The following is a 25,577-nucleotide window of genomic DNA, read 5'->3' on the forward strand; positions in this document are numbered from 1 at the left end:
GACATAGGGAAGCTGTCGCCTTTCATTCATTAAAAACCATGTATCTTATTAAACGGCAGTGGTTTATTGTTAAAGTTATTAAAAACGGTCATGTTGACCCGGGCACACTTCTAAAGCGTATAATAAGAGATCAAAAAGGAGGGGTGGGCTTGTTTCAGCAATTGTATCAGCTTCTTGGCCTTAGTCGGTTTCGGCGCAAACTTTTAATTGTCTTTCTTTTGTTTTCCATTATGCCTATATTGTTTATCGGGTTTGTGTCTAAACAGTTGGCAGACCGAAGCCTCATTGAAACGTATAAAGAACGTAATCAAGCGCAACTAGTCAATGCAAGCAAATTGGTGGACCGTTCGTTGGAAGACATTGTGAACATTCAACGTTTAATATTGGCGGACCCCTCGATTCGCCACGAGCTCGTGAGCAGCAATGAGCAAGTATACGAAGGGGACGAGACGATTGGTGTTGATACGTACCGGAACTTGCAGCGATTATTGTCCAATTATTTGGTTGACCAGCGTTATGTCGATTCGGTTTGTCTATTTGATGCATTTTTTCGCTCTGTATGCCATGGCGGCAGTGCTGAAAGAGAGGCACAGACCTTTCAGACAAAAAAGTGGTACTTGGATGCGTTAAATGAAAATGGCGGTGAGTTGCTGTTCGCAGAGAATGTATTGGCTGAAGAGACAGACACGTTTTCTTACGTGAAATCGTTGCGTAATCCGGAAGAATTTAAATTGGATCGGATTGGGTTACTTGTAGTGACGATTGATAAATCGCTGTTAGAAGATGTTCATACAAGCCAAGAAAGTGATTTGATCGTTCAGGCAGGAGACTATACAGTATTGGATACAAGGACGGATGGGGGCATCATCGCTGGCGTTGATGAAGCCTCATTAGAATCAGAAAACTACATTTTCGATGCGTATACAAACTCGGCTTCTGGTTGGAAACTATATTCCGTTATAAGCGAGGACAAATTGCTGGGACAGCTAAACAATATTGGCGCTGTCACATTAGCACTAGGCGGGGGAATGTCTGTGTTGTTAATGGGGGCGATGATCCCTGTATCGCGACGATTAAGCGGCCCTTTATCGCAAGTTTATGAAAGCGCTATCCAATTATTTGGTTGGCCTCCTAATGAGCAAAAAAGAGGGTTGGATGAGTTAAAAGTGATTGATGGAACATTTAAGCGTGTTGCTTCCCAACATAAACAACTAAATGAACGGTTAATGGAAGCAAAACTACGGGAAAAGGAGGCGGAGCTAAAATTATTGCAGGCGCAAATCAATCCCCATTTTTTATATAATACGTTGTCATCCATTTACTGGCTGGCGAAAATGAGAAAACAGTCCGAGATTGCCCAGATGGCTATCTCTCTATCTGAAAGTTTCAAAATTAGTTTGAACAACGGAAAAGAACATATCCCTCTCCAAAAAGAGTTGGAACATATTCGCCATTACATCACGATTCAAAACATCCGGTTTCGAGGGAAATTCCAATATAAAGAAGAGGTTGACGACCGTTTATTAAATATTGAGATCCTTAAACTATTGCTGCAGCCGTTGATCGAGAATGCGATTATCCACGGCTTAGAAAAGAAGAAAAGCACTGGCCACGTTTTGCTGCGTGCTTTTGTAGAGGGGGATACACTCGTGTTTCAAATTAAAGACGATGGGATTGGAATGGAACATCCATCCCAAGCGATGCACGGATTTGGGTTAAAAAATGTTCATGAACGAATTCAGCTTTATTACGGAGGAAAAAGTGGGTTGACGATTACAAGTGTCGTCGACCAAGGTACGGTCGTGACAATACGCTTACAACTTGGAAAAGGAGAGATTTTATGCTTCGGGTAGTCATTGTCGATGATGAACCATTAATGGTAGATGGCATGGTGCAAATGGTTGATTGGGAAGTCAAGGGGGCGAAAGTAGTTGGCACGGCACACAGTGGCGATGAAGCCCTTGCAGTAGTAGAGAAGGAAAAGCCTGATTTGATTTTCACAGATATTGAGATGCCTGGGATGGACGGGCTTGATTTTTTAGAAGCAATCAAGCCGATATCGCCCGAGTCGCTGTTGTTTCTTTTTAGTGCCCATACTGATTTTCATTATGCCAAACGGGCATTAAAGCTAGGCGTGCTTGATTATTTAGTCAAGCCAGTCACAGTGCCGATGATAGAAGATGCCCTTGACCGGGCGCTTGTCCAAGAACGCAAGCTCGAACAAAAAGGGGGCGGCCGCCCTGAAAAAGCGAACCACCGGGCGATCCGAAAAGCGTTGGCGTTTATCGCGGAACGGTATAATCACGATATAACGATAGAGCATGTAGCGGAACATATTGGCATGAATGCGTCCTATTTCAGCACATTGTTTAAAAAGGAAATGGGCGTATCGTATATCAAATACGTGACGAAATACCGAATGGAAATAGCGAGACAGTTGTTGCTGATGGGTGAAAAAGTAATGGATGTAAGTGAAAAAGTTGGCTATCAATCGTACCGCCATTTTTCCGAAACATTTAAAAAGCAGTACCAGATAACGCCAAGCGAGTTGAAAACGAAAGGGTGGACTGAATAACGGCAGATATGTTGATGAGTTGATCTAAGAATAGTTGAACCAAAGAGATATACGTAAGGGAAGACTAGTGACGATCTCACGCAGCCATGAAAAAATTCAGCCTGTCGATTAACCCAGTTTAACCGAGATAATCGACAGGCTGTTATGTGCCCGAACGAAAAAACATACTGTCGACAAACGCTCGCACTCCATTCTATTCCATAGTGAACCGATCTTGCTCTTCAAATTCAAACACGATTGATTTTACATTGTGTAAATTCTCTTCCGTGAATTTATCTTGGTCATTCTCATCCTCAATATACACCATTGCATTGGTCTCTATTTGATAGATCAAATTATATAAGTATGCCAACACATGAACGGGCGTCCCGTCTCTAGGACTTTCCTGAACATAGACGCCATTTTCAAAGATAAATTTTGCCTTCAATGCAATCACTCCTTTTCTAATTAACTTACACGAGGAAATTAAATTTCTCAATATTTACGAAAGTCTCGCAATAGTTGGTTATTTCAAACGCTACACACGTTTGCGCTTTTTTTGCCTAAAAAAAGCGGACATAAACCAATTTTTGAAGCGCTTACAAAAATCATTTTTCCGTCTTAGACTAATAAAAAAGGAGGGAAACGAATGAAGCAGTTGACTTTTCCACTTATGTTGCTTTCTACAGTTGTTTTTGTCGGAGGGTGTTCATCAAGTTCTAGCGGAGAAATGGAAAGCAGTAGCGACGAAAGGGAAATCCATTATTTATCAAATCGCACGGCCAATCAAGGCCAACCGCGCATTGTGATGCCGATCATGGAACAATTCCAGCAGGACAATCCTGATGTATCTCTTGATCTAGAAACGATTGAGCAATCGGATCTTGTTCAGCGTATCCAACTGTTAACAGCTAGCAATGCGTTGCCAGACATGTTCGTGTATGAATCTGCTCAGCTGGATGATCTTATTTCAGGTGATTATATTGTCAATGTTGAAGAAGCGTTAGCAGAAGCCGATTTGTTAGATGATGTTCGCCCAGCTGCGCTCGATTTAATGCGACAATTAAGCGACACTGGAGAAATGTATGCGGTTCCAATGGAATTGAATATTGAAGGGTTCTGGTACAACAAAGAGATTTTTCAATCTCTCGGGTTAGAAGAACCAAAGACGTGGGACGAGCTGATGGCCATCAGCGATGTGCTTTTAGAAAATGAGATTCAACCATTTGCGTTAGCAGGACAGGACCGTTGGCCGATCACGCGATTTATTAATGCGTATGCAGTTCGGTATTACGGGGTTGATGCGATGCAACGTGTAGCAGATGGAGATTTATCGATTACCGATGAAGGCTTCATTAAAGCCGCAAAAACGGTACAAGAAATGAGTGAACGGGGCTACTTCGGGCAAGGAGTCAACGCGATCGATTATGATGGGGCAACGGCTTCGTTTTTAACAGGCCAGTCGGCGATGTATTACATGGGCAGCTGGGCATTAGGGGAAATGAATGACGAAAATCAAAACCATATAGGCGGGCCTGAGAACATTGGCTTTTTTAATGTGCCTGTTGTTGAGGGCGGTGTCGGAACACTTGAGGACTACATGATGAATGCAGGGATCGTCACCGTCTTTTCCAAAGCAGGCTTTGATGAGCCGACACGGGAATGGTTTACCTATTTGTACACCCATTATGCAGACCGGGCGATGAGTGAGCATGGGATGGTTTCTGGTTTGGCGACAAGGATAGAACCAAGTGACGATGACCCATTAACCAAGCTTGTCCTTGACGAACTAGAACAAGCGGAAAGCAGCGCTTTATGGTTTGAAGCGACATTTAATGCCCGCAAACAGGAGCTTGCCGAAACAAATGCACAGCAGTTGATCGAGGGATCGCTGACTCCAGAACAGTTCATGAGTGCCCTTGATGAGTGAAAACATGAAAGGGTTGGCCTGCCTGGGCTTGGCCCTTTGAAAGGAGGAGCGCTTGATGGATAAAGTATTAGGAAATAAAAAAACAATCCTATTTTTTGTGGGGCCGGCTTTGCTTTTTTATCTTTTATTATTAATTGTGCCAACGATTTGGTCGATCGGCTATTCCTTTTTTTCCGGATCGCCGCTTCGTGGGTTTGACTTTGTTGGGTTTGAAAACTATACGGCTGCTTTAAGAGACAAGCATTTTTTAGATAGCCTCTTTGCAAGCATACGCTATGCGGCATTTGTAACGACCGGCCAAGTTGTCCTTGGGCTTTGCTTGGCGCTGTTATTTGTCTTTTTCCTGAAAAAACACTCCTCACTTATACGAACATTGGTCTTTTTTCCTGTTATTTTGCCGGCAGTGGCAGTTGCCCAGCTTTTTTCAAAGCTCTTTGAATTTTCGCCGCAGCTAGGGTTGGTCAATGACTTGCTTGCCACGCTACATTTAGATTCGTACGTCCAAGCATGGCTGGCGCAAGGAGATACGGCATTTGCCGTATTGGTCATAATGGACATTTGGCGTTCTATCGGGTTTTACGCAGTCATTCTTTACGCCGGTTTAATCGATGTGCCCGATGATGTGATTGAAGCAGCACGGCTCGATGGGGCTAGCGGGTTGCGCCTTGTGACAAGCATTGTCCTTCCAATGATTAGGCCGATTTTGTTGTCAGCCGTAATCTTTAGTTTAAATGGGACATTAAAAGTATTTGAATCGGCCGTTGCCTTAACAGGGGGAGGGCCTGGAAACAGCACAACAATGCTTACGATGTATATGTACAATACGGCCTTTTCTTACGGAGAGTACGGGTATGGGAGCGCAATTGCCGTGTATTTGCTCATTATATGTTTGCTCGTAACGTTGTTGATTTACCGGTTCGCCAGAAAAAACATTGCCTAGAAAGGAGGAATCGCGATGAAAGCAACGCTTGCTGAACGTGGAGCAACGATAGGGGCAGGCAAAAAAAGAGGCGTTTGGCTATCTGTACTCGGAAAAGGGTTGGTCGGTGTCTTTTTGCTTATAACCGTTTATCCCGTGATTTGGTTGTTGTTGTCTTCGTTAAAAGAACCGTCTGAATTCATAACAAACTCAATGAATGCGTTGCCTGAGGGGGTTTACCTAGGAAACTACGTAGAAGCGTGGAAAACAGGAAATATGGGCGTCTATTTTCGCAACAGCATTTTCGTGACTTTTCCTGCGCTTATAGGCATTATCCTCTTTGGTTCAATGGCAGCATTTGCGATTGAAAAGTTGCGCTGGAAGTTAAAGAACGTGGTCATGCTGTTGTTTTTAGCAGGGATTATGATTCCTGTGCAAATTGTTTTGCTGCCGTTATTCCAAATCTATTTCAATATCAATTTGCTGAATAGCTTGTTTGGACTCGGCCTTGTCTATTTGGTGTTTGGTTTGCCGCTGACCATCTTTTTATTTGTAAGCTACTTTAAATCGATGCCTAATGAGTTGATGGAAGCCGCTGTTGTGGATGGAGCGTCCATTTACCAAATCTTTTTTAAGCTTGCGTTTCCGCTGCTTAAAAACGCGATTGTCACTGTCGCTCTTGTGCAATTCTTTTTTGTCTGGAATGACTTAATCTTTGCGATGAGCTTTATTCGTGATACAGATCTTCGAACGATTCAGACAGGGTTAATGGGCTTTGCCGGCGAATATGGTCAAAGAGAATGGGGGCCGACTTTTGCCTCCATTGCCCTAGCGATTGTGCCCATTTTACTGTTGTATACATTTTTGAATAAGCTTGTCATGAAAGGCATGACAAGTGGAGCAGTGAAAGGATAAAGGAGGAGCGGACGAATGATTGCTGTAAAAGAAATGCGGTGTGAGGATAGGCGAAATCCGATCGGCCTTGATTGCCAATCGCCACAGTTTAGTTGGATCACGAAAAGTGATCGACCTGATTATGAGCAGACACGTTATGACATTCAAGTAAGCATGGATGCAGAAGGAAAGGAAGCAATATGGACCAAGTGCGTTTTTTCCAGTCAGTCGCTTGCCATCCGCTATGAGGGGCCGCCGCTGGAATCGTACAAACGCTATTACTGGCGTGTTCGTGTATGGGCAGGAGAGGAAAAATCCGATTGGAGTGGCGCCTCTTTTTTTGAAATGGGCATTTTGGAAGCGACTGAGTGGAAAGCAGACTGGATTACAGGCGCGGCTAATAGCGATGCCAATACATTTGCTTGTGCCCGCCAGTTTCAGGCAAAGAAACCAATCGCAAAGGCGATTTTGTATGCTACAAGCTTAGGGCTTTACGAATTAACGTTAAATGGGCAGCGAGTCGGCCATTATGCATTAACGCCAGGGTGGACCAATTACCATGATCGGATCCAATACCAGGCGTATGATGTCAGCCTCTGTCTAAAGGAAAACAATGAGCTTCGCGCTCTCGTCGGAGAAGGCTGGTATAGCGGTTACTTAGGGTGGAAAGGGGAAAAGAATACGTACGGCAATGCCAATGCGTTGTTGCTGCAACTGAGAATCGTATACGAAGATGGTTCAGTCGATTGGATTTATACAGATGAAAGCTGGCAGGAACTGGCCACACCGATTCAAATGTCCGATTTATATAACGGCGAAACTTACGATGGGCGAATCCAGTGTGAACCAATCGGCCATATGCGTATCTTTTCTTATCCAAAAGCACATCTCGTTGCTCAAGAAAACGAACCAGTCGCAGTGATTGAACAGATAAGGCCAAGGCGGTTATTTAAAACACCGAAGCAAGAGCTCGTTTTAGATATGGGGCAGAACATGGTTGGCGTCATTGAATTTAAGGCGAGGGGAAAAGAAGGGCAAAAGCTCCAACTTATCCATGGGGAAGTCCTTGATCGCGACGGCAACTTTTACCGTGCTAATTTGCGGGCCGCCGAGCAAACGGTTTCCTATATTTGCAGTGGCGAGGGCGAAGCGGTATACAGGCCCCATTTTACGTTCCAAGGCTTCCAGTTTGTTAAACTTGTCGGTTTCTCTGAAGACGTCCGCATCGACGATTTCATTGGTTTGGTGCTGCATTCAGACATGGAGCAAACAGGCCATTTCCACACGTCTGATTCGTCAATCAACCAGCTCCAACATAATATCCTCTGGGGGCAAAAAGGCAATTTTGTTGATGTGCCAACCGATTGCCCGCAACGGAATGAGCGGCTTGGCTGGACAGGGGATGCACAAATATTCATTCGTACAGCCAACTTTAACATGGGGACGAAACGTTTCTTTCAAAAATGGCTTCGCGATTTGGCCTATAACCAAAGCGCAGACGGTTCTGTGCCATTTGTCGTCCCTGACATTTTAAATGGAGAGTTTTCAGGGAACAAAGGCCGTACATGCGCTGCCTGGGGAGATGCAGCTGTTATTTGCCCGTGGACGCTGTACTGGAGCTTTGGAGACGACCAAGTCCTTCACGAACAATACGAAAGCATGAAAGCATGGGTGGACTATATTCGCAGCACAAGTGAGGACGGCCTCCTTTGGCAAAATGAATTTCAATTAGGCGACTGGCTTGCTTTAGATGCCGAGGAAAATAGTTACTACGGCGCAACAGACAATGACTTAGTCGCTTCGGCTTATTATGCTTATTCCACAAAGCTGCTTGCAAAAACGGCCCGTGTCATTGGAAAAGTCGACGATTACCATCAATACAAAGCATTGTTTAAGCAAATCAAACAAGCGTATCAAAAGGCATACATGACCGCACCTGACAGGTTGTACTCTGACACACAAACCGCGTATGTGCTCACGCTCCACTTCGGTTTAGCAGAAGACGGACAACGCCAAGGGCTTGCCGCACGCCTTGTTGAATTAATCCGCCAAAATGGCACCCATTTAACGACAGGCTTTGTTGGCACACCATACTTGTGCCATGCGCTGTCTGACAATGGCTATACCGATGTAGCCTATGAATTGTTGTTTCAACGGACGTATCCGTCTTGGCTTTACCAAGTTGACCGAGGCGCTACAACGATGTGGGAGCATTGGGACAGCATCAAGGAAGATGGTTCATTCTGGAGCACAGACATGAACTCATTTAACCACTATGCCTATGGCTCAATTGGTGATTGGATGTACCAACATATCATAGGGCTAGATGCCGTTCAAGCAGGCTACAAAACAGCGATCATTGCGCCAAAACTTACGGAAAAGCTAACGTATGCAACAGGCTCCCTTAAAACGCCTTACGGAAAGCTGTCGTCGGAATGGCGATTGCAAGGGAAAACATTCACAATAAAAGGAACCGTTCCAGAAAACACAAGCGCGTATATTTGCCTCCCAGCCGTAGCAAACCGGGAAGAATTGAAAGCGCTACAATTAGATCCAGAAAATGTTACGCCGGAAGAGGCAGAAACGGTTTTCAGGCATATACGTGACGATAGCGTCTTAATCAAGCAGGGATCAGGCCGATTTTCATACACATATCAAGCAAGGTTGGCAAAACAATAGCCGACACAACCTCATAGGGGAGAAGGGTGGTTAGAAGGGAACCGACTCCCCTCAATCGTTTCTTTGTGAGCAAGCGAAAAGTTCTGTATGATTGAAGAAGATCAAAAAGAAATGAGTAAAGTGAATCGGTTGATTAGGATAAACACGCTTGGTGCGAACCCCAAGCGCACATAAAATCCCTAGATCACCCGCACCAAAAAAGAGCTTAAATATGAAACAATATGTGTAATAATGGGTAAAATGATGTCCATATGCCATGATAGAATAAAAGAAAAGAGCGGCTTTTTCCTATTATTGATTGTTTTGCTGCCAATAAATAGGGGAATTTCGCTGTCGCACTCTTAGTGAGTGCGTGGATTGAAATGTCCATTGATTCGGCGATAAAATAGCCCCACTGTGTCGCACTCTTAGTGAGTGCGTGGATTGAAATTTCTAAGTCTTGCTGTGATTGTGTGTAATTCTTGTCGCACTCTTAGTGAGTGCGTGGATTGAAATATCGCAACAAGAGCTGGCTTACGAGTCGTACTTTGTCGCACTCTTAGTGAGTGCGTGGATTGAAATTTATACAAAGAGAGGGTGATAAAAAATGGGACAACGTCGCACTCTTAGTGAGTGCGTGGATTGAAATGTCCATGTAATACCATGTTTTTTTATTTCGATTTCGTCGCACTCTTTGTGAGTGCGTGGATTGAAATTCCTTAATTGGAGCAGAAACATTCACCCAACATGGGTCGCACTCTTTGTGAGTACGTGGATTGAATAAAGCGATAACAAGTGGCTTAAAGGACATCCATGTCGCACTCTTTGTGAGTGCGTCGATTGAACTAACCGCCTATTGGATAACATGAAAGAAGCTGTTCCAGGTGAGGGAAGGGACGGATAACGCCTGTTCCTGGAACAGCTTTTGCTAGCTAGTTGGTGTTTGGTTTCGTTCGTTATTTTTTTCTGAACTGGTGTTTAAAGCGGTTAAACGGGGTGAAGTATGAAACTGCGTAGTCTAAGTTAATGAGCTCGCTGTATTCAAAGACGCGTCCGTCGTTAAGAATGCCGCGATTGACAATTTTCATGGCTGCGATGCCTTTTTTGCAATTTAACAAATTGGCTTGTTCTCTTGTCACGTTGACGGCACTGTAAGTGGTAATAAAGTGGGAGATGTCATAGCCGCATTGTTGGACATATTCATGGACGGAACCGGCAGCAATTTCTTCTGTTAGATCAGGGAAATAGGAGCAGGGAAGCTGTGTCGTTTCAATTTGTACCTTTTGGTAATCGACGATCCGTACGCGTGTAAACTCCCATACAAAGTCGTTTTTCATGTCAAATATATTTTCTATTTCGGGTGTCATGTATTTCTTTTGCATTGTAATGATCGTTGATTGAATGTCTTTAAATTTCTTTTCGGTTAATGAGTTATAAATAAGAGGGCTTTCCCTAATTGTTTTTGTGACAAAAATGCCAGAGCCTTGCACAACTTGTACACTGCCGATGTTTATTAATTTTTTGATTGCTTTTCGGATGGTGTAACGAGAGACTTGATAGTGTGTGGCAAGGGCTCTCTCCGTTGGCAGTTTTTCGCCAGGGGCATATTTATTTTGATAAATTTTGCTTAGCAAGTCATCGGCGACAAATTGTCTTTTCTTCATGTTTCTCCCCTCATAAAAATGCAGAAATCGTTTCATTTAGTATAAAAGCCCTGTTTGCACACTGCAAGCAAGGCTTTTATCGTTATGGCGTATGAATGGCGCCGTTTGGCAGGCGGGCCTGTGTCCACTCATGTTTTCGGTACACAACTGGGTAGTCTTGCGCCAACGTTTCGTCAAATGACACACCAATGCCAACTTCATCAATCGGGTAAATGTAGCCTTGCTTGACTTGGACCGAACCAGGAAACATTTCCTCAATGATGGCTTCCGGTTTTTGAATTTCTTGAATGGCAGCCTGGTGGAGGTGAATGTTCAAGTGTGTGTTGACCGCTACGCCGATGGGCGTCATATCCGACGGGCCATGCCAGGCTATTTTCACGCCGAACTGGCTGCATAACGCACCGAGTTTTAATGCGGGTGTAATCCCGCCTATTTGTGAAACGTGGCATCGAATGTAATCGATTTGCCGGTTGGCAATTAAGTGCTTCCACTCCATCGGGTTATTAAACAATTCTCCTGTGGCGATTGGCGTTGTGCACTGAGCACGTAGTTGGGCGAGCCATTCATTTTGGTCAGGGGGCAAAACGTCCTCTAAAAAGTATGGCTTATACGGTTCCAACTCTTTGGCAAGCTGGATCGCTTGGATCGGCGAAAGCCGTTCGTGGACATCGTGAAGAAAATGGAGGCTATAGCCGTATTTTTCACGGAGTGCTTTAAACATCCGCACAACATCCCTCATGTAAATATCAGGATCGTAATATTCCCCTTCTAGTTGCTCTTCTGGTAAGTGCATGTCTTGGTTTTTGCCGCCATATTTGCCAAGTTGGCAACGAATATGTTTAAAGCCACGCTTGATTAGTCCATCCACGTTTTCGAACAATTCTTCCAAAGTAAGCCCGTCTGCATGGGCATATGCAGCAATCGCACTTTTCGATTTTCCGCCAAATAATTGGTAAAGCGGCATGTTTGCAAGCTTTGCCTTCATATCCCACAACGCCATGTCGATGCCGGCAATGGCGTTGTTCATAATTGGGCCATTGCGCCAGTACGCGTTCACCATCATCATTTGCCATAAATCTTCAATATCGTGGGCGTCACGCCCAATCAAAAGCGGAGTTAAGTATTGGTCTACGACCATTTTGACGGGAAGCGGGCGCTGTTGGAACGTGGCGCATCCATAGCCAGTAAGGCCTAGGCTTGTCTCGACTTTTACTACGACAAAATTATGGCGATGGGGGTTGGTCACAAATGCTTCGATCGATGTAATGATGTTTGGTTCCACGGGATGCACTCCTTCTCATTGATTCCTTTTTATAGAACGGCATGAGGCCATAGTTTCTACCTGTTTTCCTGTTGATTAAAGCATATGGAAATCAAGGGGTCAATTTGGTTAGAAATGCATTGGGGAAAACGAGTATTTCCCATACCAATTTTGGGTGAATGTTTGTGTAAGTACTGATAAATAAGGATTTTTCATTTCTATTGGTATTTTTTGAAACGTTTTCAGTTTGGGGCTCTTATGCTACGATATGCCTGTCGATGATCATCAAATTCGAAAGTGAAGGAAGGCTGCTTTTATGAAAGACAACGAACTTATCCCTCTTATCATTGAATACGTAGGCGGTAAAAACAACATTAAACAAGTATGGCATTGTATGACCAGACTTCGGTTTGATTTGCATGATTTCTCAAAAATAGAACGTGATCAAATAAAAGAATTACAGGGCATATTAGGAGATCAGCTGACCAATGACCAATACCAAATCGTCATTGGCACGCATGTGCAAAAAGTCCATGCAGCCTTGACAGAAGAGCTAGGGCTTGATGCAGGGGCCAAAAGCGGTTCAGAGCCTGCGAAGAAAAAGGGCTTTTTTGGGGCGATGTTAGACGTTGTTTCTGGTGTGTTTGGCCCGATCGTGCCTGCGATTGCAGGAGCGGGGATGATCAAAGGAATTTTGGCGGGGCTCATTGCATTGGATGTGCTATCGGATGAGAGTGATGCCGTCATTATTCTTGATCTCGTGGCGAGCTCCGTATTTTATTTCTTGCCTTTCTTCTTGGCAGCTTCGGCAGCAAAGATATTTAAAACGAATCCGTATTTAGCCTTGGCGGTCGCAGGTGGATTTATGTATCCATCGCTATTGGATGCAGCGAAACTAGGTGAAGTGACCCAATTTAGTTTTATTGGACTGCCTGTGCCTGTCATAAATTATAGTGCAACGGTCATTCCGATTATCCTGTCTGTTTGGGCGTTAAGCTATATTAACAAATATGTCGATAAATATATGCCAAATGTGCTTCGGACGGTATTTACACCGACGTTAACGCTGTTTATTGCGATTCCATTTGCGCTAATTGCCACAGGTCCGCTAGGTGCGTATGTTGGCAGTTTGCTTGCTTCGTTTATTGAACTGTTGTTTAATCTTTCGCCTATTTTAGCGGGCGTAGTAGTTGGCGGCATTCGTCCAATTGCGATTGTGTTTGGCATGCACCATGCGATGACACCCATTGCCTTGCAGAATTTCGCTGATAACGGGTTTGATATGATGATGCCGATGTTCTTAATGACAAACATGGCGATTGCAGGGGCAACGTTTGCGGTCTTTTTCAAATCAAAAAGCAAAAAGGAAAAATCGGTGATTTTGTCGGCTGGAGTATCTGCTGTGCTCGGCATCACGGAACCTGCTTTGTTTGGGGTGTTAATTAAATACAAAAAAGCGTTTATTGCTTGTACGATTGCCAGCATGGCTGGGGCGACATTCTTTGCGCTTCTTGGTGTCCGTATTTACGGGTACATTCTTTCAAGTATTGTTAGTCTTGTCGCTTATGTCGGGCCGTACTTCTGGTTTGCGATTCTTGGCATTGTCTTATCAGTTGGAATAGGGTTTGCAGTGACCTATTTCACACTAAAAAGCAAAGAAGTGAACAGCCATTAATGTGAAAAAATGAGCAAATTCGCGAGAGTAGAGGAACGAAGCCATCGCCGTTGTCCAACTAAGATGGGAACACAAGAAGCGATTCAACACGTCTCTTCCCATAGATTTATCGTAGCAAAAGAAGGAGGTTGGCCCCTGGAAAAAGAAGATAGGTGAAACGAATGGAGCATAGCATGTAGCAAATGAATGTTAGACGCTAAAAAAACCATTCAAGGAGCGATAGAGGGATGGCTAAAAAGATGGGAATGGTTTTTCTCTTTGTATGGCTGAGCGCTGCTTTAGCTGGGTGCGGAATGTTTGCAGCGGGAGGACAAGAAATAGAAGAAAAACCGAAACTTGAAGCCGGTGTTAACGAGCCTCCTATTCCAACGATGACAATCGGCAACAAACCATTTCAACCAGCGCTTGGCGCTTATTCTTGGGAATTTGAAAATAGCGATGGCACCATGACGAGGGCTGAAGTTGACATGGCTCCTCCTCATGAGCAGGCAAAGCATATGGATTCGATTGCTGTGGCTGGGGAAGACGATCTTGAAATTGATTTTGGTTCAGTCAATCCGCCAAAGCCGATGGATTATTATATTTGGGAAGACGGAAAACGACGTTTTGTCGACGGTGACATTCTGTTAACTGATTATAAAGGGATGGATTCAGTTATTGTTGAGTTGTATGGCGAATGGCACGAGGGGCATGCTAGCTACGTGTTTGTATTAGAAGTACAGTGATGTCGTATGCTGCATAAAATGAAACGAACCGGCTAGGAAATTAACTCATAGGCTTGTCAGCTTGTCGCCCCGTGCAGCCAGGCGAAGCTACTGGAAAACAGAAGCGGCCATAGCATAAGAACGATTCTTGTGCTACGGCCATTTTTTGTTACCGAAGGGGCGCTGTAAAGGAAACGGTCGTGCCTTTGCCAATTTCGCTAGAGACGGAAAGGCCGTTTCCTAGTTGTTTTTGGAGCCGTAAGTTTGTATTGGCAAGGCCAATGCTTTTTTTCGTTGTTTTGGTTTGTGTGAAGAGTGTATTCAGTGTGTCTTGGTCCATGCCGACTCCGTCGTCTTTAATGGCGATGTGCGCTTTTTCGTCTTTTTTGTACACATGCACTTCTAATGTTCCACCTGCTTCTTGCTTTAAAATGCCATGAAGGATGGCATTTTCGGCAAGGGGCTGGATGGAAAGGGGCGGCACCAGGCAATCAACATGCTCGTCAATCGCCCATTTGACTTGCAGGCGCTCGCCAAATCGTTCTTGTTCGATGTAAAGATAGGAGCGGAGCAAGTCGAGTTCTTCACTTAGCGGGATGACAGGAGACAGGTTTTTTTCGTTAAAGCTGGCGCGCAAATAGCGGCCAAATTCAGCGATTAAATCGAGCATCCTATCTGTGTCAACAGTGCTAAGGGAGGCGATCGTGTTTAGCGTATTAAATAAAAAATGTGGTTCAATTTGCGCTTGCAGCCAAGCTGCTTCGAGGCGCAACTGCTCTTCAATCGCTTGCTTTAAGGCAAGCATGGCCTCAATCCGTGTTTGTAGTTCAAGCAAATCGACTGGTTTGCCAATATAATCGTTTGCCCCTGCACGAAAGCCTGCATAAACGTCTTCTGGTTGTGTCCGGGCTGTAACAAGCAAAATCGGCAACTCGGAAACGGAATAGGTTTGGCGGATGTGCTTGACGAGCTCAAGGCCTGACATTTCCGGCATCATCACATCAGCGATCACTAAATCCCAGTGCTCTTCTGCTACTTTTCGCAGCGTTGCTTTAGGAGACGTTTCTGTCACCAACTGATATGGCTTTGTCGACAAGGCATGGCGCAACACTTTTAAGTTGACGGGATCGTCGTCAACGGCCAGTATCCGAAATGGTGCTTCCCTTTGAGTCTGTTGTGGCGCTTGGGCGGCGGCAGCATCGCTTGGTTGTTCAGTTGCTAGCACGGTGGCGACTGCTGGTTGGTTTGTGCTGTTTGCCAGCGGCAATGTAAAGGAAAAGCTTGTGCCTTGGCCAGGTGACGAGACGACGTTGATTTGACCGCCATGCATTTCGACTAGCTCTTTGCAAATCGCCAGTCCAAGCCCTAACCCTTCGTTGTCAGCGTTTGCCCCTTGTTCGTATGGTTCAAAAATGCGTGCCTTTGTGCTATTGTCCATCCCTTTTCCTGTGTCGGTCACGCGGATCGTTGCTAGCTTCCCTGAGTGTGAAGCGGCAATCGTGATCGTGCCTTCGTTCGTGAACTTGCCGGCATTGTGAAGCAAGTTAAACAAAATTTGGCTTACGCGATTGGCGTCGGCAAACACAAGCGGGAAATCTTTCGGGATAGCGACAACGAAACGGGTTTTTTCATTATCGATTAAAAAGTTCAATGTATCCACAGTCCGGCGAATAATTGGCTCAAGTTGGGTTGCTTCTTGTTGCAATGTCAACTTTCGCTCTTTAAATACAGCTAGGTCGATTAAATCATTGAGCAAGTAAGACATGCGACGGCCAATTGAAACGAGCAACTCTAAACTCTGTTGGCTTTTTTGGTCAAGAACTTGTTTGTTTTCTGCTGCGACGGTTTGGGCGATGTTCATCATCCCATGTAGTGGGTTGCGCATTTCATGGGAAGTGGAGGCAAGAAATTGGTCTTTCTGTTTATGTTCTTGTTGCAGCTTCTCCAACAATTTTACGTTTTCGTCTTCAGACTGGAAAAAGCGCAAAAACCAGAAGCTTGAAAAACATAGAAACGCAACTGTTAAATCAACAGGATAAAACATTAGTGTTGGCGTAGCAATACGATCGGCGTACCCGTATAGGATGGTCCATTGGACATTGGAGGCAACAGCCAGCGCCGCCAAGTAGAGGAGCAATGCCCCTTTTACTCGGGCGAGCATCACTTTCAACATGATCACAGCAATCATGGTAAATGTAACCCCAAGAGCAATCGACAACAAAAAGCTTGTTTTATAAAAATAAGAGAGCGGCGCAAACAAAAGATAAGCAAAATACATGCCAAACAGTGTGGTAGCCACAATGGCTGTCCGTTTGTAAGAAGGAGCAAATGTGCGCAAGACGAACAACAAAAACGAGAACGAGAGTCCGGCGTACAAAAAGTACGTCAACCGCTTATCCCATTCACTGTTTAACGCAATAAAGTAACCGAGCACTTTGTTGTCTGATAACAAGACGGCCGCCGCCGCAAAGAAAGCGGCCGACGCAAAGAAGAGAATCCCCTTTTTTGAAGGTTTGATGATCTTTAAAATACAAGCATATACGCCATGAATGAGCATGATGGCGGCTACCGTCATTTGCAAAAGCGACTCAATTGCATTTTTCCCAACGATGTTTTTACTTGGGCCAAAATAAAGCGACCGTGGAGTCGGAAACTTAGAATAAAGCGCCACCTCCTCCATTTGAAGCGTCAGGCGGATGAGCCCGTTCTCGTCCGGTTGAAGGGAGGAAAGGACCACCGGTGACATATCCCGGTTTTCCGCCGAAGTTTGATACAAGCGTTGCCCATTTGCTGACACTGAAAAAATCCCGTGTGGCAAATGGATGTAGAGCCCATAAAAGCTCTCAGTGTCCTGCACATGCAAATCGAGCTGGTACGTGCCCTCTGTTTCCCGTTTGGATGGTGCTAGAAGTGTTTTAATCGTCTTTTCTTCTTCGTTTAATGGTGTAAACTGCCATTCCCCTTCCAGTGACACATAACCAGGTTGGGAAAAAACAAAGTCGTTTAAGTCGAGAACACCGTTTTTAGCTGTTGGTTGATCTGGCAAACCTGTCATCGCGTTCCAAGCTAAACGAATAATAAGCAGAGTAAGTAAAAACACACATACAATAAGAAGCTGTTTTTTAGTGGACATAGGCGACTCCTTCAAAATCCAAGCAACTTTCACTTTCTGAAGAAAGAAAGTAGGTGCGCCTGTTCATTTGCGATGGTGTAGGGATGATTATTCATTCAATTGTTTTCTGCATTCGTCACGTAGTTTGATAAGTTCAGGGGAGGGGTCAATGGCAAATTCTTCATCAAGCATGTGGACCAGTTTGTTATATTGCCTTTCGAAATAAAAAGGCTCGTTTAACGCTGCGTAAATTTTCATGAGCATACAATAGCTTTCCTCCAGAAATGGGTACATTTCTTGGATTTTTTGGCCTAGCCTAGCAGCCTGCTCGTATTGGCCTCGCTCGAAAAGGTAGTTCGCCACGGCAGTCGCTGTTTCGCGCCACAGGTTTTTTAAATGTTCACGTTTGTTCTCGGCCCAAAGATAATCTTCTTCGCGTAAATAATCACCTCGGTATTCATCCAGTAATGTAAGGTAAGCAGAAAGTGTACTGTCCGAAAGCGCTGGAAGTTGGCTCCATTTCTTTTCCCATTCCAAATAATCGATGTGGATGTCGCCTACTTCTAATGTGTAGCTCTGTTCAAAGTTGTCAATTCGAATGGAAGGAAATACGCTAGTAAGCGTTTTTCGGATCAAATAGACAGAAGAATATAGTTGCGCATAGGCTTTTTTGTAATCGCTGTCTGGCCAAAAAGTCTCGATAATCACGTCTTTGCGGACATGGTGTCCAAGATGGTGTAGTAAAAATAAAAACAACCCTTTCGCTTTGGAGGTTCGCCAATGAATATGAATCGGTTTTTCTCCAGAAAAGAATTGTAACGAAGGGAGGCAACATATCGTTGTTTTTTCAGCAGGGACACTTTCCTGCTGTTTTTTTGTTTGCAGGCGTTCCAGTGTCTTTTTTAATCTATTCTTGCTGATTGGTTTCATGATGTAATCGACAGCATTTAATTCAAATGCTTTGACTGCATATTCTTGATAGGCTGTGACAAACACAATCTGAATATCAGGGTGTTTGCTTAAAATTGTTTCGGCAAGTTCCATGCCGTTTACATTGGCAATTTCAATATCTAAAAACAACAAGTCAGGCGGTGTACTCAGCACCCATTCGAGCGCTGTAGAAGCAGAAGTAAATGATCCAGCGATTTCAACCTCTCCAACCCCAAGCAACTGGTTTTCCAAGAAAGTCAGTGCATGAGGTTCATCATCCACGAGCACAGCTTTCATACGGAGAACCCCCTTTTCAATGTTTTTCTTCATTATAGCAACTTCTTCCCAGATAACCTACTGAAATTTGAAAAAACTAGTAATAAATTCGGTGTAGAGGACTATATAGTTTTTGTGGAGATGGGTTTGATACATTTCGTTAGGCTGATCAATGCCTAAAAAGGTGTTTTTTGGTGAAAATGCAAAAAGGGAGGGGACAAGAATGAAGAACAAAGCTACTGCGATATTGCTTATTTTTGTTTTGCTGGTGCAAACATTTATTGCCCAGTTAGCAGGAGCGGTGCAAGTGTATGCACAAGAGCCGGAGGCCAGCACGTTTGAAGCTTTGGCTAGCCTTGTTGATGAAAACGGGGAGCCATTAACAGAAGAGGCCACACTAGCAGCGGAAGACCAAGTGCATGTGAAGATTGACTGGTCGTTAACCGGACACACACAACAAGAGACATACCACATAAAGTTGCCAGAGCAATGGCAGCCAGACAAGATTGAATGGAAAGAAGAAGGACATGGAGACGAGATGGTTACATACTCGCTAAATGGAACAGAATTAGCCATGTCTTTCCCTGAGCAAGAGGAAGCTGCACAGGCAAGCGGTACGGTTGAACTTTCTGCTTATTTTTCGCAAGACGCAATCGGTGAAACCGCCAAAGCCGATCTTGTGTTTCTAGTTGGAGACACAGCACAAGTCATTCCAGTGTCTTTTCAGGTAAAGGAAGAACTTGAACAAGAGCCAGTTCAAGAAGAGGCGCCAGCGTCCAGCGAAGAGGAACAAGTGAACGAGGAAGGCGACACGCCTGAATCGAAAGAGCAAGCGCCTGAAACTGAAAAAGAAATGGAAACGCCAGAGGCAGACGAGGAAGAAGTCGCTACTGAAGAAGAGCAAGAAGAAGCAAATAAGGAAGAGCAAGAAGAAGCAAGTAAGGAAGAGCAAGAAGAAGCAAGTAAGGAAAATAAAGAAGACGCAGAGGCGACTGATCTAGAGGCGGAAGCTGGAGAAGCAGCGGAAGCGAATGTAGTGAGCCAGGCAGTTGTCGGGGAAATCGAGAAAAATATTATTACGGGCATCGTCCTTAGGGATGGGGACGGCAATTTGATCAACGCTGATGAAAATCCAGGAAACAAGCCAGCGCTCGGTGATGATGTTCAAATCGAAATCACCTGGGAGCTTCCAAATGGCCATGGCTATGGAAGCGGTTCGACATTTACGTTTTCATTGCCAGACATTTTCCACGTTTATAATGACGTGAATGGTGAGCTCACATTTGGAGATACGACAATCGGTTCTTTTACGTTAAAGGAAGACGGCACGGTTGTCATGACATTCAACGAACAAATTGAGGAATTATCGAATGTCCATGGGCTGCTAAACTTTCGGACGATTATTCGTGAGGACCTTGTAGGCGACGTCGATCGTGAAGTCGTGTTTGACGTCAAAGATGAAGTGGTGGCCAACATCCCGATTTCGCTCCAACCGAAAGAAGGATCGGACATCGATAAACGGGGACAAGTGAACCGTGCCTACAATGCAACAGAAATTGAGTGGACTGTCGATTTTAACAAACAGTTAAAGACGATCAATCAAGCTGTGCTGAAAGATCCGATTCAACTGCACCAAGCATTGAAAAAGGATTCAATTGAAGTCTATAAACTTGATGTCCAGCTTGATGGCAGTGTCAAGCAAGGCGAGAGGGTAGATCCGAGCGAGTATACGATCACAGAAGAACCGTTTGAAATTCAGTTTGGCGATATTTCTTCTGCTTATCGGGTCGTGTTTTCCACAGAAATTACCGATGAAGACGGCACGAACTATGCCAATAAAGCGACGTTAACAGGCAAGGATAGCGAGGATCTGTCGGCAGAAGCAAGCGTGACAACAAAGCGCGGCGAAGCGCTAGCAAAGCGCAATGCCCACTATGATCCAGCTACACAAACGATTACGTGGGAAATCCACTACAACTACAACGAAAAATCGATTAAACAAGCAGACGCTGTGTTGGTCGATTCGTTTAGCGAGAGCCACGATTTGATTGCCGATTCAATTAAAGTGGAGCGCATTACCCTTGATGAAAACGGCAACGAAAAAGAAGCAACAAACGCAGATAATTATGAAGTAACGCCAGGGCAACACGGTTTTGAGTTGAAATTTACGGAAGACATCAACGATGCCTACAAGATTACGTACAAGACGAAAGCGAATGAACGGGTCTTGGAAGACGGCAAGATTGATAACATTGTCAAATCAGGTGGAAGAGAAGCAAATGGAAGCCAAGGCACGAGCCAGCAAGTGCTTCATAAAGGCCATTCCAACATCAACTATAAAGACAAAACAGTCCAATGGCACATCGACTTTAACCGCGATGGGTATGAAATGAAAGACGTGTTCTTTACCGATACGTTTACGAACGGCGGACTAGAGCTAGTAAGAGATTCGTTTAAAGTGTTGCGGGGAGGGACAGAAGTCGACCCATCGGAATATACGTTGGAACAGACGGATGAAGGCTTTACGCTCCGCTTTCATGAACCGATCTCCGAACCACATCGGATTGTGTATACAACAAAGTTCCATTATGACGAGCTGAAAGGCGACCAATTCCGAAACCATGTTCATATGAAGTGGACAACGGAAGACGGAAAAACGTGGGAGAAAGAGGCAGCTTCAGGTTTCAAGCCGGACACATATACAACGAACAACGGCTTTAAAAATGGTTCTTACAATGCAGTGACAAAAGAAATCACGTGGACGGTCGGCATTAACTACGACTTAAAGAACTTGATGGTGATGAATGTCACAGATTACATCAAAGGAAAGCAAACGCTTGTCGAAGGGTCGATCGAAGTGTATCGAGCTGAATTGACCGGCGGCAGCAATGGCATTAAAAAAGGCGAGAAACTGGATCCGAGCGAATACGAACTAGAATTGCTTTCCGATGAGAAGCCTGGTTTCCATGTAAGTTTTCCAGGAGAACGGGATGAAGCTTATATCATTGAATACAAAACAAGTGTGGAAGGCGAGTTGATCGTCGACCGCTATGACAACACAGCTACCCTTAGCAGCGAAGGGCGAGAGCCAGTTGATTTGAACGCCCATGTGACCGTTCAACACGGCGGCAGCTACGTTGAAAAAGCAGGCAAACAAAATGGCAAAGTCATTGATTGGAACGTCGCCATTAACGCTGGCCAGTCAAAAGTTTCCGATGCAAAAGTCATTGACCAGCAGCAAGCGAACCAAATCTTGCTTGAAGACTCATTCCGCCTGTATGCGACCACGGTCAGCAATAATGGGCAGTTTGCAAAAGCGGAAGAACTGGAGCGCGACAAAGATTATACGCTTGAAATCAACACGGCTGATGACGGATCGCAAACGTTTGTCCTCTCCTTCTTAGAGGATATCAGCAGGCCGTATATCCTCGAATACCAGTCGTATATCAATGCAAGCGATGGCGAGGAAATCAGCAATACGATTAAATTTGAAGGCAAACAAATCACAACTGAAAGAACAGACTCGAGTGAAACGATCAAAGTCCGTCTCACTGACGGTGGTGGCAGTGGCTCAGGGGAACGCGGCAGTCTAGAAGTCATCAAAGTCGACGCCAACAGCAAAGAAGTGTTGCCAGGTGCACGCTTTACGCTGTATGACAAAGAAGGCAAAATTGCCTTGCGGACAGTTGTGACAGATGAAGACGGCAAAGCGATATTCAGGAACTTGCGCTACGACGATTACTTGTTAAAAGAAGACAGCGCCCCTGACGGCTATGTTGTCGGCATCGATGCTGAAACTGTAAAGGTAGACAGCGAAACGACAACGATCACGGTGGAAAACAAGAAAATCATCCGTGACGTTGCGTTGACCAAAATCGATGAAGACACAAAACAAGCGCTAGCTGGCGCGGAGTTTGCATTAGAGAAAAAAGCAGGCGACAATTGGGAGCAATTGAAAGAAGGGCTCGTTACGAACGAAGACGGGCAACTTGTATTAACCGAACTGGAACCTGGCGACTATCGGTTTGTGGAAACAAAAGCGCCTGCCGGTTATGAACTTGACAATCAGCCAATCGATTTCACGATTGACGACAAACAGACAGAACGAATCCTTTTAACAAAAGAGAATGTCATCATCAAAGGCAGCGCTGTTTTGAAAAAAGTCGATGCAGCCACGGGTGAACCACTTGAAGGAGTGTCCTTTAAGCTCGTTCAAGACGGAAAGACGATTAAAGAGGATCTTGTCAGTGACAAAGATGGCTTCGTAAAAGTAAGCGGCCTTCGCCCAGGAGCCTATGAACTGATCGAAACAACAGCGTTAGAAAATTATAAGCTAGACCCAACGCCGATTCCGTTTGAAATCGAAGCGGGCCAAGAGAAAGAACTGTTTATTGGCGAGCAGGAGAACGCCCTTGTCACAGGCGGCATACGTTTGACAAAAGTCGATGCCGATGACAATCGCATTGCCCTGCAAGGAGCAGTGTTTGCCCTGCTTGATGAAGAAGGCAATGTCTTAAGGGAAGGGCTGGAAACAGATGAATCTGGCCATTTGACGATTGAGCAGCTTGCTCCTGGCAATTACCAGCTTGTCGAAACGAAAGCGCCTGTTGATTATAAACTCGATGACACGCCAATTCCTTTCACAATCGAGAAAAGCCAACAGGAAACCATTCAAGTTGAAAGAAAGGTCGAAAACCACTTACTCACAGGAGCAGTCGAACTGAAAAAACAAGATAGCAAAGACGGCTCAGCTTTAGAAGGAGCAGAGTTCTCCCTCTATACAGAAGACGGTGAACTTGTGGAAGAAGGCCTCGTTACCGGTGAGGACGGGACAGTGTTTGTCGAAGGCTTGAAGCCAGGCAAGTATTACTTTGTCGAGACACAAGCACCTGCCCATTATCAAGCTGACGATACAAAGCGTCCTTTTACAATTGAACGGAGCCAGCTTGAAAAAGTAGAGCTAATCGTCGAAAACGTGCTCACACCAGGTGCGGCCACGTTAATCAAAGTCGATGAAGACAATGAAAATGTCCGTCTAGAGGGTGCCGTTTATACCCTTGAAGATGAAGACGGAACGGTCATTGAAGAAGGGTTAACCACGGATGAAGAAGGGCGAATTGTCGTCACTGACTTGCCTCCTGGCGTTTACTATTTTATTGAGACGAAAGCGCCTGAGCATTATCAGTTAGACAATACGCCAATCAAAGTTGAGATCGAAAAGGGCCAACAAGAGGCGATTCAAGTTAAAGCGGTGAATAAACTCGTCACAGGCAGCGTGGTGCTTGAAAAGCATGACAGCGAAAGCGATGCGCTGTTGTTAGAAGGGGCCGAGTTCTCGCTTGTTGACGAAAATGGCAACACGGTCAAAGAGGGGCTCACAACAGATGCAAGCGGCCGTATTGTCGTTGAAGGATTAAAACCAGGCAAATATGCATTTGTGGAAACAAAAGCGCCTGCCGATTATGAGCTGGACGAAAAGCCAATTCCGTTCGAAATTGTTCGCAGCCAAAAAGAAGCACTGGTTGTGGAAAAGAGCAACACGTTAATACCAGGTGCCGTTGAATTGGTGAAAGTCAATCAACACGATACAGCCGAGACATTAGCGGGTGCTGAATTTACGTTGCTTGATGGAGAAGGGAATGTCTTAGAAGAAGGGCTAACCACAGACGAAGAAGGCAAGCTGCGCGTTGAACAACTTGCCCCAGGCACGTATCAGTTTATCGAAACGAAAGCGCCACAAGGCTTTGAATTGTCAAGTGAACCGTTGCCGTTTGTCATTGAACGGAGCCAGCAAGAAACGCTAAAAGTGACTGCGTTCAACAAGTTGGTGCGCGGTGAAATCGAGTTGAGCAAGGTTGACCGTGACAATGACACAATCGCTTTAAAAGGGGCCGAGTTTGAACTGCGGACCAAAACAGGCGATGTCGTTGCTTCTGGCACAACCAATGATGCAGGCAAACTTGTCCTAAGTGACATTTTGCCAGGGGACTATGTGCTTGTCGAAACGAAAGCACCTTTTGGCTATCAACTTGATGCCACACCGATCGATGTAACCGTTGAACGTGACCAAAAAACAGCCGTTTCTGTCACAAAAGAAAACACGCTTATTCCTGGTTCGGTCATTGTTGAAAAAGTTGACGCAGCTGACCAACAGTTGTTCTTAGAAGGAGCTGTGTTTAGCTTGTTGGATGAAGCGGGGAATGTATTGGAAGAGAACCTTGTTACTGACCAACATGGAAGGCTAGAGATAAACAACCTGCCGCCAGGGGATTATCAACTTGTGGAAACAAAAGCGCCTGAGCATTATCAGTTAGATGCCACGCCGATTGTGTTCACGATTGAGAAAGGCCAGACTGCTGCTCCAGTCATAACAGTTGAAAATACGCTCACGCCAGGAAGCGTTGAAATCGTGAAGATTGACAGTAGCGATAGTACGCGTTTGGAAGGGGCCGTCTTTACAGTATTAACAGAGGATGGCGACATGGTTGAAGAAGGGCTGACAACCGATGAATCAGGCAGCGTACAGCTTGATGGCTTAGCGCCAGGCATGTACCAGCTTGTTGAAACAAAGGCGCCAGCTGACTACCAGCTAAACGACACGCCGATTCCGTTTGAAATTAGCAAGGGCCAAACAGAACGGCTTGTGCTAACAGTTGAAAATACGTTGATTCCGCCAGGTGAGGAGCCAAAAGAACCACAACCGCCTAGCGAGCCAAAGCAGCCACCGACAGAACCAGGCGATGGCCAAACGCCAACTGATCCACAAAACAATAACGGCGGCACAGGAACAGGCAAGACAGGGCAACCAAAAGCAGGTGGCGGTGAACCAAGTCCGCTGCTTTCAAAAGGAGCACAGCCTGCTTCAGGGGGACAATTGCCACAAACAGGCGAAACAGAAATGTTCGTGTTTATGGTTGCCGGATTGTTGCTGATGGCGATTGGCGCTCTTACATTAGTGAACGGACGTTTAGCAAGGAAAAGGGGATAGAAAGAAGGGACA

Annotated in this window: 14 protein-coding genes and 1 CRISPR repeat array; of the genes, 9 read left to right on the forward strand and 5 right to left on the reverse strand. The window is 45.0% G+C overall.

From position 1 onward, the window contains the following. Positions 1-149 precede the first annotated feature (149 nt). Both N6H06_RS02905 and N6H06_RS02910 read left to right on the forward strand, forming a co-directional pair. Positions 150-1,853, forward strand: a complete 1,704-nt coding sequence (locus N6H06_RS02905; RefSeq protein WP_263705594.1) for a sensor histidine kinase — start codon at positions 150-152, stop codon at positions 1,851-1,853. Next, entirely contained in the window at positions 1,841-2,575 is a 735-nt protein-coding gene (locus N6H06_RS02910) for a response regulator transcription factor (protein ID WP_263705595.1), read from the forward strand. The genes N6H06_RS02905 and N6H06_RS02910 overlap by 13 nt, the downstream gene beginning before the upstream one ends. A gap of 193 nt (positions 2,576-2,768) precedes the next feature. Here N6H06_RS02910 and N6H06_RS02915 read toward each other — a convergent pair whose 3' ends face one another. After that, positions 2,769-3,002: a hypothetical protein gene (locus N6H06_RS02915; RefSeq protein WP_263705596.1), complete on the reverse strand. Its 234-nt coding sequence runs from the start codon at positions 3,000-3,002 to the stop codon at positions 2,769-2,771. Between the two features lie 201 nt (positions 3,003-3,203). Between N6H06_RS02915 and N6H06_RS02920 the strand changes: the two genes are divergently transcribed. Genes N6H06_RS02920 through N6H06_RS02935 form a run of 4 tightly spaced genes read left to right on the forward strand, consistent with a single transcriptional unit; the run spans position 3,204 to position 8,976 of the window. Then, positions 3,204-4,484 (forward strand): ABC transporter substrate-binding protein, encoded by a 1,281-nt coding sequence (locus N6H06_RS02920; protein WP_263705597.1) that lies wholly within the window; start codon positions 3,204-3,206, stop codon positions 4,482-4,484. Positions 4,485-4,539: 55 nt separating this feature from the next. After that, positions 4,540-5,424, forward strand: coding sequence for a carbohydrate ABC transporter permease (locus N6H06_RS02925; RefSeq protein ID WP_212954420.1), 885 nt, complete (start codon positions 4,540-4,542; stop codon positions 5,422-5,424). Between the two features lie 15 nt (positions 5,425-5,439). Further along, entirely contained in the window at positions 5,440-6,318 is an 879-nt protein-coding gene (locus N6H06_RS02930) for a carbohydrate ABC transporter permease (protein ID WP_212954419.1), read from the forward strand. Between the two features lie 15 nt (positions 6,319-6,333). Then, complete coding sequence (locus tag N6H06_RS02935; protein WP_263705598.1) at positions 6,334-8,976, forward strand: alpha-L-rhamnosidase; 2,643 nt, start codon at positions 6,334-6,336, stop codon at positions 8,974-8,976. A gap of 331 nt (positions 8,977-9,307) precedes the next feature. Continuing rightward, positions 9,308-9,802: a CRISPR direct-repeat array (repeat unit 33 nt; unit sequence TGTCGCACTCTTAGTGAGTGCGTGGATTGAAAT). A gap of 109 nt (positions 9,803-9,911) precedes the next feature. On the opposite strand, the gene N6H06_RS02940 is transcribed toward N6H06_RS02935, so the two are convergent. Beyond that, a complete protein-coding gene (locus N6H06_RS02940) occupies positions 9,912-10,619 on the reverse strand; it encodes a GntR family transcriptional regulator (protein WP_263705599.1) in 708 nt (235 codons plus the stop codon). Positions 10,620-10,701: 82 nt separating this feature from the next. Then, positions 10,702-11,901, reverse strand: coding sequence for an enolase C-terminal domain-like protein (locus N6H06_RS02945; RefSeq protein ID WP_263705600.1), 1,200 nt, complete (start codon positions 11,899-11,901; stop codon positions 10,702-10,704). 295 nt (positions 11,902-12,196) lie between these two features. Between N6H06_RS02945 and N6H06_RS02950 the strand changes: the two genes are divergently transcribed. Both N6H06_RS02950 and N6H06_RS02955 read left to right on the forward strand, forming a co-directional pair. Further along, the gene (locus tag N6H06_RS02950; protein ID WP_212954416.1) at positions 12,197-13,555 is read left to right on the forward strand and encodes a PTS transporter subunit EIIC; all 1,359 of its coding nucleotides are present in this window, start codon (positions 12,197-12,199) and stop codon (positions 13,553-13,555) included. 227 nt (positions 13,556-13,782) lie between these two features. Beyond that, positions 13,783-14,280, forward strand: a complete 498-nt coding sequence (locus N6H06_RS02955; protein ID WP_062745502.1) for a hypothetical protein — start codon at positions 13,783-13,785, stop codon at positions 14,278-14,280. A gap of 148 nt (positions 14,281-14,428) precedes the next feature. On the opposite strand, the gene N6H06_RS02960 is transcribed toward N6H06_RS02955, so the two are convergent. Then, on the reverse strand, positions 14,429-17,392 hold the full coding sequence (locus tag N6H06_RS02960; RefSeq protein WP_263705601.1) for a hybrid sensor histidine kinase/response regulator: 2,964 nt from the start codon (positions 17,390-17,392) through the stop codon (positions 14,429-14,431). Positions 17,393-17,479: 87 nt separating this feature from the next. Continuing rightward, positions 17,480-18,598 (reverse strand): response regulator, encoded by a 1,119-nt coding sequence (locus N6H06_RS02965; protein WP_062745503.1) that lies wholly within the window; start codon positions 18,596-18,598, stop codon positions 17,480-17,482. A gap of 202 nt (positions 18,599-18,800) precedes the next feature. Between N6H06_RS02965 and N6H06_RS02970 the strand changes: the two genes are divergently transcribed. Continuing rightward, complete coding sequence (locus N6H06_RS02970; protein WP_263705602.1) at positions 18,801-25,565, forward strand: SpaA isopeptide-forming pilin-related protein; 6,765 nt, start codon at positions 18,801-18,803, stop codon at positions 25,563-25,565. Positions 25,566-25,577: the final 12 nt, after the last annotated feature.

The sequence above is a fragment of the Shouchella tritolerans genome (genome assembly GCF_025770735.1).
Classification (GTDB): Bacteria; Bacillota; Bacilli; order Bacillales; family Bacillaceae_D; genus Shouchella; species Shouchella tritolerans.